Here is a 12,763-nt window from a genome sequence, read left to right as displayed (position 1 = left end):
TTTCGATCTCTCTTGGAGTGAGCGAGGCCCGCGATAGCACAATTCCGCGCCCGGGCGAACCAAGGGAGTTGGTGCGTCACCCCTGGCTGACGCTCTTGAACGCAGCGATGATGCTTTCTGCGGCGCGTTGCGCCTCATCTGACGTCGTTTGGAAATTGGTGACGGAGAGGCGGAGCACGTCGCGGCCGCGCCATTTGGCGCCGCCGGCGAAGATGATGCCGTCCGTCTGGATCTTTTCGATTGTCTTTCGGGTCAACGCGTCGCCTTCTTCGGAGGGCCGGTCCGCTCCGAAGCGGATGACGAGTTGGTTCAGCGCCACTTCGTTCAGAATGGCGATGCCCGGTTGCTGCGACAGGAGATCGGCCATCAGCCGCGCTGAGGCGCAGCACTGGTCGATGAGGGTGGCGATGCCGTCACGGCCGAGATGTTTCAGCATCGCCCAGGTGGCAAAACCGCGCGCCCTTCTCGAAAGCTCGGGCACATAGTGGGAGGGATCGCGTTCGCCTTGGCCGGCGAGCGGCAGATAGCTCGCGGCGATCGTCATGGCGCGGCGATGGGCGAGCTCGTTGCGGACGATCGCATAGCCGCAATCATAGGGCGTCTGCAGCCACTTGTGGCCGTCGGTCGCCCAGCTGTCAGCCGCTTCGATGCCGCGGCTGAGGTGGCTGGTCTTCGCTGAAGCCTGCGCCCAGAGGCCAAAGGCGCCATCAACATGCACCCAGGCGCCTTTCGCCTTTAGCGGCGGGATGATCTTGCCAAAGTCGTCGAAAGCGCCGGTATTGATTTGCCCAGCTTGAAGAACGGCGATCAAGGGACCGGCGACGGAATCGAGCGCCCCCAGGAATGCCGTCGGGTCGATCCGGCCCAACACGTCGGTGGGCAGGCGCAGCACGCGATCATGCCCGAGGCCAAGGAACTGAAGCGCGGAGAAGACGGTGGTGTGGGCGTCGCCGCCGATCAGCACGGTAATCTCAGGCGCACCGAACAGGCCCTTTGCATCGGCATCCCAGCCCACCTGGCGCAGCACCTCGCCGCGTGCGGCGGCAAGGCAGGTGAAGTTCGCCACCGTCGCTCCCGTGACGAAGCCGACCGAGCTTTCCGCCGGCAGCTTCAGGAGATCGAGAAGCCATCTCGCCGCGACGGTCTCGACAGCCGCCGCGGCCGGTGCGACGACATGGTTTCCGGCATTCTGGCCCCAGGCGCTGGTGAGGAAATCGGCGGCGACGCCGACCGGATGGGAGCCGCCGATGACCCAGCCGAAAAAGCGCGGCCCTGTGGTTGCATGCAGCCCAGGTTCTGCGCCATCCGAGAGGCGCCTGATGACATCAAGCATATCGGAACCGGCCGCCGGCAGCGGCTCGTCGAAACAGGCAAGCGAGGCTGCGTAGTCATGGGTGGGCATATGGCGGGCGGGCGCTGCCTGCCGGAACACCGCGGCAAGGCGGGCGGCTTCCTGAAACAGAGATGCGATTGCCGACATGCGGATCCCCCTGCCGCCGCCGATCCTGAAGGGCCGCCCTCAAAAAGCAGGCTGCTTGCAGCATGCAATCTAGCCCATATCGGCGACACTGTCTTTCCCCGTGAGATCCGGGCCGGGGTCCCGCGGCTCTTCCTCGTCCTTGCCCAGACCCTCAAGACAATTTGAGCATCGGGGAGAGGCTTGCTAACTATATATAATAATTACCTTATTCAGTGCTGTCCATTTTTCAAAATTTGGAGCTCTTGCTGAAAAATGATTGCCTTCGTCGCAAGTATCGTTCAATAATGCGGAAATATCATTTGCACCATTGTCAAGTTGGTGCTGCCAAACAGCGAGGGATATGCACTGAAATATTTCCTTCTCTACGCGCTGACATGCACGTTGGTCGGGATAGTTCTTGTCTTCACCATCGGCGAAGTTGTGCGGTTCAAGATCGACAAGCCAACCGATCAATCGGTGGCCGAACCAACTGATGAGCCAGTTGCCGCCGTCCAACCAGTCGATCCCTTGGTCGTCCGATCCACTGGCCAACCGGTCGACGGGCCAGCCCGTGAACCGATGGTCGGGCCAACCGGCGAACCGGCTGCGAGGCCGACCGATCAATCGGTGGTCGGCCCGAGCGATGAACCGGTCGTCCGGAAGGGCGGCCGGCTCGGTAGTCCGGTGCAGTGATCGGCGCTTGAGATGATGGATTTCTAGTCGATCTCATAACTCTAAGCATAGGCCGAAGGACGAGACTTGCTGACACCGGTTGACGGCTGCGGCCATCTGTATTGAGAGTACCTCTCATCTTGCAGGAGGTCCCGATGGATGGAAGCGGCACGACGATCAGACATATCCAGGCCGACGAAGTGGAGGCTTTCCGGCGCATCCGCCTGGAAGCGCTTCGCGCCGAACCTTCCCTCTTTGCAAGCCGCTACGAAGACTGGGCGGCTCTTTCTCTCGAGGAGTGGCGCAATCGCTTGACTGAGCCGGTTTTCATCGCCTTTCAGGATGGCGAACCCGTTGGCATAACGGGCCTGCTTCGGCAACGATCGAGCAAAATGGCCCATCGCGCGACGATCATCATGGTTTACGTCAGAAGGAGCCTGCGCGGAACGGGCCTTGCGGGCAAGCTGCTCAGCGCGGTGGCCGATCATGCGCGCGATATCGGCATCCTGCAGCTCGAACTCTTCGTCAGCGCGGAGAACCCGGCGGCAATACGCTTTTATGAGCGGCAAGGCTTCACAGAGATCGGCCGGATTCCCGGCGGGGTTCTGGAAGAGGGCAGGGAGATCGACGACGTCATGATGGCCCGCCGGCTGGTCGGTTAACTCCCACCGAATATCAGCCCATATCCATTTGTCTGACCTATTGACCTCAAGCGGGGTTGGGGTTGCAGCATGCCGGCATGGGCTGGAGGTTTCGCCGTGACGAAAATTCTGAAAGACGAGGATCTGGTCGGCAGCCCGCTGATGGTAGTCGCGATCGATGCGCTTGAGACCGCTTTTCTCGCGAGAGCCGGCGATCGACTGATCTCTCCGCCCCGGCACCATGTCTCGTTTCCCGATCGAGGGGATCTCGTCTTCACCGTCGGCGGCATCCTCGGCGACAAACCGCTCGCGGGCTTCCGGGTCTATGAAACATTCGACGGGGCGGAGCATTCGCAGATCGTCGCGGTGTGGTCGGTCGACGACGCCAGGCTCAAGGGCATTATTCTCGGAGAGCGTCTCGGCAACCTCAGAACCGGTGCGATCGGCGGTCTCGCCATCCGGCATCTCAGCGCGCCTGATGCCAGGATCGTCGGGATCCTCGGAAGCGGAGCGCAAGCGCGAACCCAGCTTGCCGCAGCGGCCGCCGTTCGAAAACTGAACCGCGCCCGCGTCTATAGCCGCGACGAGAGGAATCGCGCCGCCTTTGCAGCTGAGATGCAGCACACGTTGGGTATTGAAGTGGAGCCTGCCGGCAGCGCCTCTGAAGCCGTCGATGATGCCGACATCGTCATCTGTGCGACGACGAGCCGAATGCCCGTCATTCATGCCAGGGATTTGAAGCCCGGCGTGCACGTCAGCACCGTCGGCCCGAAAACGCGTGAGGGATACGAACTCGGCCTGGATATCGCCGATGCCGCAGCCGTGATCGCAACGGACTCTCCCGAACAGACGCGCGCCTATGCTTCGCCCTTTTTCCTGGACGGCTCCGGCAATGAGCACCGCATGGCCGACCTTGCCGATATCATGGCCGGGAAAGCAGCGGGGCGAGGATCGCCTGGCGATACGACCTTGTTTTGCTCCGTCGGCCTGGCTGGAACCGAAGTCGTCGTCGCCTCGGCAATCCTCGATATGCTGTGAGCCTGTTTTCCTTATTCACGCCAGACCCAGCACATCCCCCATGGCGTATTCGCCGGGCGCGCGCCCTGCGATCCAGCGGGCGGCGGCAAGCGCGCCGCGGGCGAACATGCCGCGATCGAGAGCCGAATGCGAGAGCGTCACGACCTCCTCGGCGGCGGCAAACAGGACGCTGTGTTCTCCGACCAGCCCGCCGGCGCGCAACACGGCGAAGCCGATTTCGCCGGGCGGGCGCTCGCCGGTGATGCCGTCGCGCCCGCGCCGCTCGACGGATGCAAGGGAAACTCCACGGCCCTCGGCGGCGGCTTCGCCGAGCATCAACGCCGTGCCGGACGGCGCGTCGATCTTCCTGTTGTGATGGGCCTCGAGGATTTCGATATCCCAGCCATGTGCGGGAAGGGCGCGGGCGGCCTGGGCGACGAGACCGACCAGCATGTTGACACCGATGGAGAAGTTGCCGGAGCGCAGGATCGGAATTCTGCGGGCGGCCTCTGCGATCCGTTGGAACTCATCCGGCTCGAAACCCGTCGCCCCGATCACCAGGGCCGGTCCGCCGGCCGAAGCGCACAAGCCGGCAAGTTCGGCGGCCGCACCTCCCGTCGTGAAATCCAGGATCACGTCGGCCGCCTTAATCGCGGTCGAACGGTCGATCAGCCCGGCGTCAGTGGAGCCCTCACGGCCGATGCCGCCGACGAACGCAAAAGCCGGATCGGCCGCCAGCAGCGGCAAGATGGCGCGCCCCATGCGGCCGTTCGCGCCGGCGATGGCTATTTTGATTGGTGAGGTCACGGTCTTTCCTTGGCTCGCGATGTTTCCGGCTGAACGGTTATTTGCATCCAGCATTCGCGCCGGAGAAGGCGAGCTGCAACTACCCCATTCCGCTCCCGGCGCAAAACCGCATTTCCTGTGGTCCCTCTGGTCGTCTGGCGCTTACCAGTTGCCGGGGTCGGCGGTGTGATCGATGGTGGCGAATTCGTCGGCCTTTTCCCGGTCCAGCTTCACCTCTGTGGCAGCGTTCGTCTCGTCGACGACCCAGTAGCGGTCGGGGGGCGGTTCCGTTGATAGTTCCTGGTACATGAGCAAGGCGGCCTCCTCGGCGGTATCGGCCTCGATCTCTCGGGTGATTGATACGGTGAATTTGTGCATAGCTTCGGCCTTCTCGATCGGCGCACCGGCGTGTGTGCAGCTTGCACAGTCTGCCACGAGTTTTGTGTCGATGACACTAAAACTGCTCGCTTAGAATTTGAATCACTCGACGGCTTCAGGTCTTTGTTTTTATGAATGTCGTGGTGCCAAGCCGCCACGCCGTTTGGGCGAACTCAGCCGAGGAGATAGATCATGCGCCTGAACCAAGTAACCGTGACGATGCCTGACCTCGATGCGGGCTGGAAGTTCTACTGCGCTCTCGGTCTCAAGGCCGTCGTCGACGCCCGTCCTCGCTATGCGCGTTTCGTCTGCCCGAATGGGGACAGTACCTTCTCCCTGCATCAGGGCGAAGGCGGCGGTGGCGGCACTACTGTGTATTTCGAGTGCGAGAAGTTGGACGAGACGGTCGGCAGTCTCAGCGAGGCTGGTGTTCGTTTCGTCACCGGACCGGAGGACAAGAGCTGGCTCTGGCGCGAGGCCGAGCTGTTCGACCCCGGCGGCAACCGCATCATTCTTTATTTCGCCGGTTCGAACCGCCTCGATCCGCCGTGGCGGGTGGATCAAGGTCAGCCCGCTTGAGGTAGGTGCTCGGCAGCCGATCCCGGCCACTCCCCGAATTGACGAATCGCGATCGCCTCGGCATCTTTGTGTCGGCGTGGCCTAACGCCGAACCTCCCAGGACCTTCCCCAGCAGGGTCTTCAACCGGAGGCAAAGGGACTTTCGTCTCGGGTCGTGAACCTTGGTCCTGATGTTTCGGGCCTGTTGCTGGGGAGCGATGTCCGGAACGTGAGAGGCCCTGATATGACTGAGAATGGAAATTTCAAACGGCGGGTGCGTGCGCGCGCCGCCAAGACGGGTGAATCCTACACTGCCGCCCGCATGCATGTTCTTCCCAGGTCGGCGAACGATGCACTGCCTGAGGCAAGACGCTTGCGTCTCGCCGTGGCCCAGACCACCCATGCAGACGATCCACGCGATGCCGACAAGCTTCGCCAGAGCGGACAGGAGATGCGCCTGCTGATGCGGCGGGCGCGAGAGGCGGGGGCACGGCTCATCCACTTTCCCGAAGGGACGACATCATCGCCGAACAAGCGCATCATGTCGGAAATCGGGCCGAGGGAGATCGGGCCCTCCGATTGGCGGCGGTTCGAATGGGCCGTGTTGCGTGAGGAGCTGGATGCAACGCGCAAGCTGGCGCGCGAACTCGGCCTCTGGACGATCATCGGCTCGGTGCATCCGCTGACGGCGCCGCACCGGCCGCACAACAGCCTGTATGTCGTCTCCGACCGCGGCGAACTGGTGACGCGTTACGATGAGCGCCTGCTGTCGAACACCAAGATCTCCTTCATGTACACGCCGGGTTCGATCCCCGTGACCTTCGAGGTCGACGGCATCCGTTTCGGCTGTGCGCTTGGCATGGAGTGCAACTTTCCTCAAATTTTCACCGAATACGAGCGGCTCGATGTTCATTGCGTGCTGTTTTCGTCCACCGGGGGGACGCCGGCCAACGATACCTCCTTCGTCGCCGAAGTGCAGGGGTATGCGGCGAGCAACAGGTACTGGGTGAGTTTCTCCATACTGGCACATCCCGGCTTAGCCGATCCGGTGTCTTCCGGGATTGTCGCTCCCGGTGGCCGGTGGGCCGCGCAATGCCCTGCGGATGGAACGGCGGCGATATCGCTCGCCGATATCGACGACAATCACGGCGATATTGCCCGGCCGTGGCGGCGCAAAGCGCTGAGCGGCCTCTATGAGCCGCATCGCGTGGCCGGCGATCCGCGTAGCGACGGGCGGGATAGGTTTTAGAGCCGCGTCGCGTCGGCGGAATTCCGGCAAATTGAATGTAGCCGATGCTATATGCACTTGCGGAATCCTACCAGCGGTTCCGCAATCGCCTCATATCCGCTTGTCCCGAAGTCCACGCATTGAACCTGAACGGTGGCAACGGTCACCCCCGGGACCTCATTTAGCAGTGCCGCGCAATCGTCCGCGTGAAATCGCTTCCATGGGCTGGAGAAAGACGGTTTGCTTCTTATTTCACCGGGAAATGCGAAACGAAGTGCGAAAGGACCGCGCAATGGCAAAGAACACGATCTGCGTATGGTACGACAAAGACGCTGAGGCCGCCGCCCGCTTCTATGCCTCGACTTTTCCCGACAGCGCCGTGCGTGCTGTCATTCGTGCACCGGGAGATTATCCTGAGGGCAAGCAGGGAGACGTCCTGGTTGTTGAATTCACCGTTGCGGGTATTCCCTGCATCGGCCTGAACGGCGGTCCCGCGATCAAACACAACGAAGCCTTCTCCTTTCAGATCGCAACGGACACTCAGGAAGAAACCGACCGCTATTGGAACGCGATCGTCGGCAATGGCGGTCAGGAAAGTGAGTGCGGCTGGTGCAAGGATAAGTGGGGCGTGTCCTGGCAGATTACGCCGCGCGTGCTCTCAGAAGCCCTTTCGGCAGGCGGTGGCCAGGCAAAGCGTGCTTTTGACGCGATGATGACCATGAGGAAGATCGACATTGCGGCGATCGAGGCGGCCCGGCGCGGCTAAGGTGGCCTTGCGCAGGGTCTCGCATCTGGCGGGGTCCGGCCGCGTGTCGATACTCGCAATCGGCTCAGAACCAGAGATCGCGCACGCAGCGCCCCTTGGATGGAAGGTCTTCAAACGTGTCCAGGCCGTCGAAATGATCGATAGGCAGGTCCTGAACGAGATCCGGCGGCGCAAGCCGCATGTTGACGGCGATGCGCCGGCGGCCATCCTTTCCAAGCCGCAGGCCGCGCCAGCTCAAGACACAGGCGCAGGATGGGCAGAACAAGATTTCGAGAGACGGTTCGCCTTTGTCGGCGCGGGTGTAAGAGGCGGTCTCACCGGCGAGTGCGATGCGCTCTCCTTCGTAGTCATAAGCCCACAGCGTGCCGTAGCGGCGGCAAAGCGTGCAGTTGCAGGCGGTGATCGAGCCCGGATCACCTTCGAGTGTCCAGCTTGCCTTGCCGCAATGACATGAGCCCGTCAGCATGAGCGTCGATTCAATCCTGTTCCCCCTTCAAGTCCGGCATCCTGCCCCACTCGCGCGATGACCGCAATTGGCGCTTTCCGGCTCCGCTTGCGTCTCTGGCTTCCTAACCGGCGTTCGCGATACGTCAGGCTTGTAAGGCTTTTTGAAATTTCTAATTGAGATTGCGGCGTGAAGATGGTTTTCTGCGACCCAGCGTAGCTGAGTCCGCGCCTCCTCCCGATTTTGATCCGAGTGGCCCATGTCGATTTCAGATGCGATTTACCGTCCCTTCGAAACCTTGATCCGGCCGCTCGACATCCCCTACCGGCCGATGCCCACCAAGGGACCTGTCGCGGTTCTTTTGCACTTCATCGCGATGTTTCGGGGCGTCATCATTACCATGGCGCTGACCTCGATGGCCATCGAAGTCATCAACCTTACGATCATCTGGGGTCTTTCGGTGATTGTCGACGGAGTGACGACACAAGGCGTGGAGCTCTTCGTCGACAGTAAATTCCGGCTGCTGGCAGTCCTCGCCTTTCTGCTTTTTCCCGTGATGCCGGTTCTTTTCTACATCACCAATATTCTCAACTCGCATACGATCGGCATCAGCCTGCCCGTTGCGATTCAATGGCAGGGGCACAAGGCGGTCGAGCGGCAGGACCTCGCCTTCTTCCATGATCTTTTCGCCGGCCAGGTCGCATCCCGGCTCGGCCAGGTCGCCAGTGCCGTTCAGCAACAGATCCTGATCGCGTTCCAGACGGCACCCCGCTTCCTGCTTCAGATCATCGGCTCCATTGTTCTTCTGCTCGCGCTCTCCTGGCAGCTTGCGCTGCCGGTCATCGTCTGGGTTGCTTTCAACGTGCTCTTTACGATCAAGGTCGTTCCTGATTTCACCGAGCGTGCCCGCCGCTCGGCAAAGCAGAACAGCCTCATCTCCGGTGCCCTGACGGACATCTACGGCAACATCCAGATGGTCAAGCAGTTCGCCGCAGAAGATAGCGAGGCGGGTGCGCTGAGAAAGATCATGTCCGCAGGGGTCGATACGCTTCATCACGAGCAGCGGATCTACCGGACAACCGAACTCGTCGTCATCAGCCTCAACATGGTGCTCTGGCTCGTCATGCTCGGCATTAGCTTCTGGGGGCTGTTTGACCGATTCCTGACCGTGGGCGATTTCGCCGCAACGGTTTACATCCTTCAACGCCTCTCGGCAGGGTCCTTCACATTCCTGCAGATGGGACAGCAGGTCTTCCGCGCGCTCGGGACGATCAAGGATGCGATGCCGGTCATGACAACGCCGCCTACCATCACCGACCGGCCGGATGCGACTGAACTGACGGTCAGCCGCGGGGAGATCCGTTTCGAGAACCTCCGCTTCGCCTACAAGTCGGGCAAGCCTGTCATCGATGACCTGTCGCTGACGGTTCGGCCCGGCGAAAAGGTGGGGCTCGTCGGCCTCTCGGGTGCCGGCAAGACAACGCTGGTGAGCCTGCTGCTGCGTTTTTACGACATAGAGGATGGTGCGGTCCTGATCGATAGGCAGGACATCCGCGAGATCACGCAGGCAAGCCTTCGCCGCGCCATTGGGGTCATCGCGCAGGACGTCGCGCTGCTGCACCGTTCGGTCGGCGATAATATCCGCTACGGCCGGCCGGAAGCGACGAAGGACGAGATCGAAGCGGTGGCGAAGATGGCAAGCGCCGATGTCTTCATCGCCGATCTTTCCGACGGGGAAGGCCGCAGGGGCTACGACGCCTTCGTCGGCGACCGCGGCATCAAGCTCTCCGGCGGCCAGCGCCAGCGCGTGGCTATCGCCCGCGTTCTCCTGAAGGACGCGCCGATCCTGGTGCTCGACGAAGCGACCTCCGCCCTCGACAGCGAATCCGAAGCCGCCATCCAGGAAAGGCTGAACCTCGTCATGGAGGGAAAGACGGTGATCGCCATTGCACATCGCCTGTCGACCATCGCCAGGATGGACCGGATCGTCGTGCTCGATCGCGGGCGCATCGTGGAAGAGGGCAGGCCGGACGAGCTGGTCGAACGCGACGGTTTGTTCGCGCGCCTGTGGAAACGCCAGACCGGCGGTTTCATTCCGGAAGATATCGATGAGCCCTTGCCGGCCTCGCCGGCGACCTGACCACCTGACTGAAAGAATGTGTCGGTGATGTCGGAACGCGGGTCGTTCGTCCGTCCTTTTTCCGTGAAACAAAAAATGGAGATGCCGGATGGGCGACCTTACCCTCACCACCTTCGACTGGGTCCCCGAGCCTCCCAGGGGTTATGTGCGTGACCTGCGTGTGCGTTGGGCGCTGGAAGAGAGCGGCCTGCCTTATCGTGTCGAGAGCGTACCGTTTCGCGACCGCAAGCCCGAGCATTTCGCGCACCAGCCCTTCGGCCAGGTGCCGTGGCTGACCGATGGCGACATCTCGATTTTCGAGAGCGGCGCCATCCTGCTCCATCTCGGCAATCGCAGCGACGCGCTGATGCCCGCCGATCCGCGCGGTCGCGCCGAAGTTTTGGAATGGCTGTTTGCGGCGCTGAATTCCGTCGAGGCGGCAAGCCTGCCCTGGTCGATACTGATCTTCTCCGGCATCACGGGTGATGCGCCGGCATATGGGCTCATGGACTCGTTTCTCAAGGACCACCGGCTGAAGCACATGGAGCCGGTCCTGGCAGGGCGCGAATGGCTGGCGGGCACCTTCTCCGTCGCCGATATCCTCATGGCCGATGTGCTGCGGCTCATCAACCGGTTCGACGGGTTGGCGGAATATCCCGCCTGCCGTGATTATGTCGCGCGCGCCACGGCCCGCCCATCTTTCGCAAAGGCGCATGCCGACCAGATCGCCCATTTTGCCGCGGCAGACTGAGCAGGCCGGCGCCCAAAGCGTAGGAGACCGGGACCTTCTCCGTCGCCGCACCCCTTGACGGCCACGGCGGCCGTCCTGCCCCTTGCCCGCAAGGGAACCGGGGCAGGGTAGTCATGATCAATTCGTCGAGCAGGTCGGGCAGGCGCGACCCCGATGTCACCATCCGTCGCATTCTGAAGGTCGACCATGCGGGCGAGTTCGGCGCTATCAGGATCTCAAGAATTATGCAGTGGAGGGAACATATGCGCCCTCCGCTGCTTTGACTCGCATCCAAGTGAGCAGGTCCAAAGCCATGCACGTGCGGGTGATCACGTTCAATGTCTGGAATGTCGAGGGCGACAGCCGGCGGCATCGGATTATCAATCAGGAGCTTCGCCGTCTGAAGCCCGATCTTCTGGCATTGCAGGAGGTCATTCAAACGCGCGAGAAGGCGAGCCTCGATACCATCGTCGACGGGCTCGAGATGCACATCACGCACCAACAGGACGTGCAGGCTTTCCAGCCGCCTTATTCCGACAGATATGGCGGCACGGCGATCGCGACCCGCTGGCCGCATAGGGTTGTCGAGGTGCTCGATCCAAGAATGCCACAGGCGCCTGATGTGCCCTGGGCGACCCTTGCCGCTGTCGTGAATCTTGGGGATGTTGGTAGCCTGCTCTTCATTGCGACGACTGCGGCCTGGCGCCCGGCTGCCGAGGTCGCGCGCGAGCGTCATGCAGTTGCGATCAGCGATCTCGACGCTAGGCATCGGCAAGTCCTGCCGACCTTGATTGCCGGCGACCTCAATGCAGAACCGGATGCCGCATCTATACGGTTCCTGACCGGGCGACAGTCACTCGAGGGAAGAAGCGTCTGCTATTACGATGCCTGGGAAATAGCCGGTATCGGGACCGGCAAGACCTGGACCGGCGTCAACCCGAATGCCATGGCTGGCGCCGAACGGATCATCGGACAGAGAAACTATCATCGACGATTTGACTACGTGCTGGTCGGATCGTGGGATGCGCATCCTAAGGGTCGGGCAGAGATCCAGTCGGCCGAATGCGTCCTCGATCGGCCGGTGGATGGAATATGGCCAAGCGATCACTACGGGGTCATGGTCGATCTCGACGTCCGGTCAAATGCAAAGGCCGGCTGACGAGATCGTGGGCACCTGCCCCGGTGCGCTACTCGACAAGCCCGAAGATGGGGCCGTAGCCGCCGTGCCAAGACCGGTCGTTGCGGCCCATCTCGGGATTGTAAAATCCGACACCGCGTCCGCCATCGAGAAACAAGGCATCCGGGCATTTCAGATGGTCGCGGAAGAGCCGTGCGAAATCGTGGAAATTCACCCCGTCTTCGCTGATCGCGAAACGAACCGTGCCATGCTCGCAGACGCCGACACCGCTGCGGCGGGTTCGCTCCGTCGAGCCGACGATGAAGATCGGGTTCAGCTTGTTGGCGATGACAAGCATCGGGCCGGATTGCGTGGCGAACCGCACCTTGGGCCGACGCTTCAGAAATTCATCGCTCGGGAGTATCCCGGCACCTGCCTCACCCAGAAAGAACACGCCGTTCGGCTTCTTGTAGAAATTCGGCATCTGACCGGCGGAGCTTTCGGCCTTTGTCGTATTGGCGGGCTGCAATTCCCTGCCGTTCTCGACATAAAGTCCCATCGGCGAAAAATCGGCCCGGTACATCCCGGCGTTGACGGCCAGGGCTAGGGTTCGGCCCTCGGCACGAACGGCCTCGGCTAGGCTTGAAAAAGCGCGGTATGGCGCGCCATCGGCATTCTTCCAGAACAATCGCAGGTCGGCTTTGCCCGGTTCCAGTGTGCAGACGACGTATTTTGCCCCTTCGAAGCTTTCCTGCTCGCATTGTTCGGCATGCGCCTGATGCAGGGATGTCATCATTGCTGCAAGCGTTATGGCCGCCGCGAGCACGGGATGTTTGAGATAGGTCAT

At 61.8% G+C, this 12,763-nt stretch carries 14 protein-coding genes and 1 pseudogene; 10 read left to right on the top strand and 5 right to left on the bottom strand.

The features are described from left to right. Window positions 1–76 precede the first annotated feature (76 nt). Window positions 77–1,480 carry a pyridoxal phosphate-dependent decarboxylase family protein gene (locus N2A41_RS12755; protein WP_260108922.1) on the bottom strand — a complete coding sequence of 468 codons (1,404 nt, stop codon included), beginning with the start codon at window positions 1,478–1,480 and terminating at the stop codon, window positions 77–79. Between the two features lie 315 nt (window positions 1,481–1,795). Between N2A41_RS12755 and N2A41_RS12750 the strand changes: the two genes are divergently transcribed. The 3 genes from N2A41_RS12750 (at window position 1,796) to N2A41_RS12740 (ending at window position 3,810) form a co-directional block, all read left to right on the top strand. Further along, on the top strand, window positions 1,796–2,152 hold the full coding sequence (locus N2A41_RS12750) for a PT domain-containing protein (protein ID WP_260108921.1): 357 nt from the start codon (window positions 1,796–1,798) through the stop codon (window positions 2,150–2,152). Between the two features lie 134 nt (window positions 2,153–2,286). Then, window positions 2,287–2,793, top strand: a complete 507-nt coding sequence (locus N2A41_RS12745) for a GNAT family N-acetyltransferase (RefSeq protein ID WP_170280810.1) — start codon at window positions 2,287–2,289, stop codon at window positions 2,791–2,793. Window positions 2,794–2,889: 96 nt separating this feature from the next. Next, a complete protein-coding gene (locus tag N2A41_RS12740) occupies window positions 2,890–3,810 on the top strand; it encodes an ornithine cyclodeaminase family protein (RefSeq protein WP_260108920.1) in 921 nt (306 codons plus the stop codon). Between the two features lie 15 nt (window positions 3,811–3,825). Here the strand turns inward: N2A41_RS12740 and dapB are convergent, their stop codons facing one another. Together dapB and N2A41_RS12730 are read right to left on the bottom strand one after the other, a co-directional pair. Next, entirely contained in the window at window positions 3,826–4,650 is an 825-nt protein-coding gene (dapB, locus tag N2A41_RS12735) for a 4-hydroxy-tetrahydrodipicolinate reductase (RefSeq protein ID WP_260108919.1), read from the bottom strand. Between the two features lie 87 nt (window positions 4,651–4,737). Continuing rightward, entirely contained in the window at window positions 4,738–4,953 is a 216-nt protein-coding gene (locus N2A41_RS12730) for a hypothetical protein (RefSeq protein WP_260108918.1), read from the bottom strand. 192 nt (window positions 4,954–5,145) lie between these two features. Between N2A41_RS12730 and N2A41_RS12725 the strand changes: the two genes are divergently transcribed. The 3 genes from N2A41_RS12725 (at window position 5,146) to N2A41_RS12715 (ending at window position 7,505) form a co-directional block, all read left to right on the top strand. After that, window positions 5,146–5,532: a VOC family protein gene (locus N2A41_RS12725; protein ID WP_260108917.1), complete on the top strand. Its 387-nt coding sequence runs from the start codon at window positions 5,146–5,148 to the stop codon at window positions 5,530–5,532. A gap of 223 nt (window positions 5,533–5,755) precedes the next feature. Beyond that, entirely contained in the window at window positions 5,756–6,760 is a 1,005-nt protein-coding gene (locus N2A41_RS12720; RefSeq protein ID WP_222384110.1) for a carbon-nitrogen hydrolase family protein, read from the top strand. A gap of 271 nt (window positions 6,761–7,031) precedes the next feature. Further along, on the top strand, window positions 7,032–7,505 hold the full coding sequence (locus tag N2A41_RS12715) for a VOC family protein (protein WP_162117388.1): 474 nt from the start codon (window positions 7,032–7,034) through the stop codon (window positions 7,503–7,505). A 64-nt stretch (window positions 7,506–7,569) separates the two neighbouring features. Here N2A41_RS12715 and N2A41_RS12710 read toward each other — a convergent pair whose 3' ends face one another. Next, window positions 7,570–7,971 (bottom strand): GFA family protein, encoded by a 402-nt coding sequence (locus N2A41_RS12710; protein WP_020486097.1) that lies wholly within the window; start codon window positions 7,969–7,971, stop codon window positions 7,570–7,572. A 238-nt stretch (window positions 7,972–8,209) separates the two neighbouring features. Here N2A41_RS12710 and N2A41_RS12705 point away from each other — a divergent pair, with 238 nt between their 5' ends. From N2A41_RS12705 to N2A41_RS12690, 4 genes and pseudogenes are all read left to right on the top strand, one after another. After that, window positions 8,210–10,090 (top strand): ABC transporter ATP-binding protein, encoded by a 1,881-nt coding sequence (locus tag N2A41_RS12705; protein WP_260108916.1) that lies wholly within the window; start codon window positions 8,210–8,212, stop codon window positions 10,088–10,090. Window positions 10,091–10,178: 88 nt separating this feature from the next. After that, window positions 10,179–10,820, top strand: coding sequence for a glutathione S-transferase family protein (locus N2A41_RS12700; protein ID WP_260108915.1), 642 nt, complete (start codon window positions 10,179–10,181; stop codon window positions 10,818–10,820). A gap of 113 nt (window positions 10,821–10,933) precedes the next feature. Continuing rightward, window positions 10,934–11,035, top strand: a pseudogene (locus N2A41_RS12695) (demethoxyubiquinone hydroxylase family protein); the annotation flags it as partial. Between the two features lie 77 nt (window positions 11,036–11,112). Continuing rightward, on the top strand, window positions 11,113–11,958 hold the full coding sequence (locus N2A41_RS12690; RefSeq protein ID WP_260108914.1) for an endonuclease/exonuclease/phosphatase family protein: 846 nt from the start codon (window positions 11,113–11,115) through the stop codon (window positions 11,956–11,958). Between the two features lie 28 nt (window positions 11,959–11,986). Here N2A41_RS12690 and N2A41_RS12685 read toward each other — a convergent pair whose 3' ends face one another. Then, on the bottom strand, window positions 11,987–12,763 hold the full coding sequence (locus tag N2A41_RS12685; RefSeq protein ID WP_260108913.1) for a phosphodiester glycosidase family protein: 777 nt from the start codon (window positions 12,761–12,763) through the stop codon (window positions 11,987–11,989).

This window comes from Rhizobium sp. SRDI969, assembly GCF_025152725.1.
GTDB lineage: Bacteria > Pseudomonadota > Alphaproteobacteria > Rhizobiales > Rhizobiaceae > Rhizobium > Rhizobium leguminosarum_I.
This window is presented reverse-complemented; position numbering and strand designations above follow the sequence as displayed.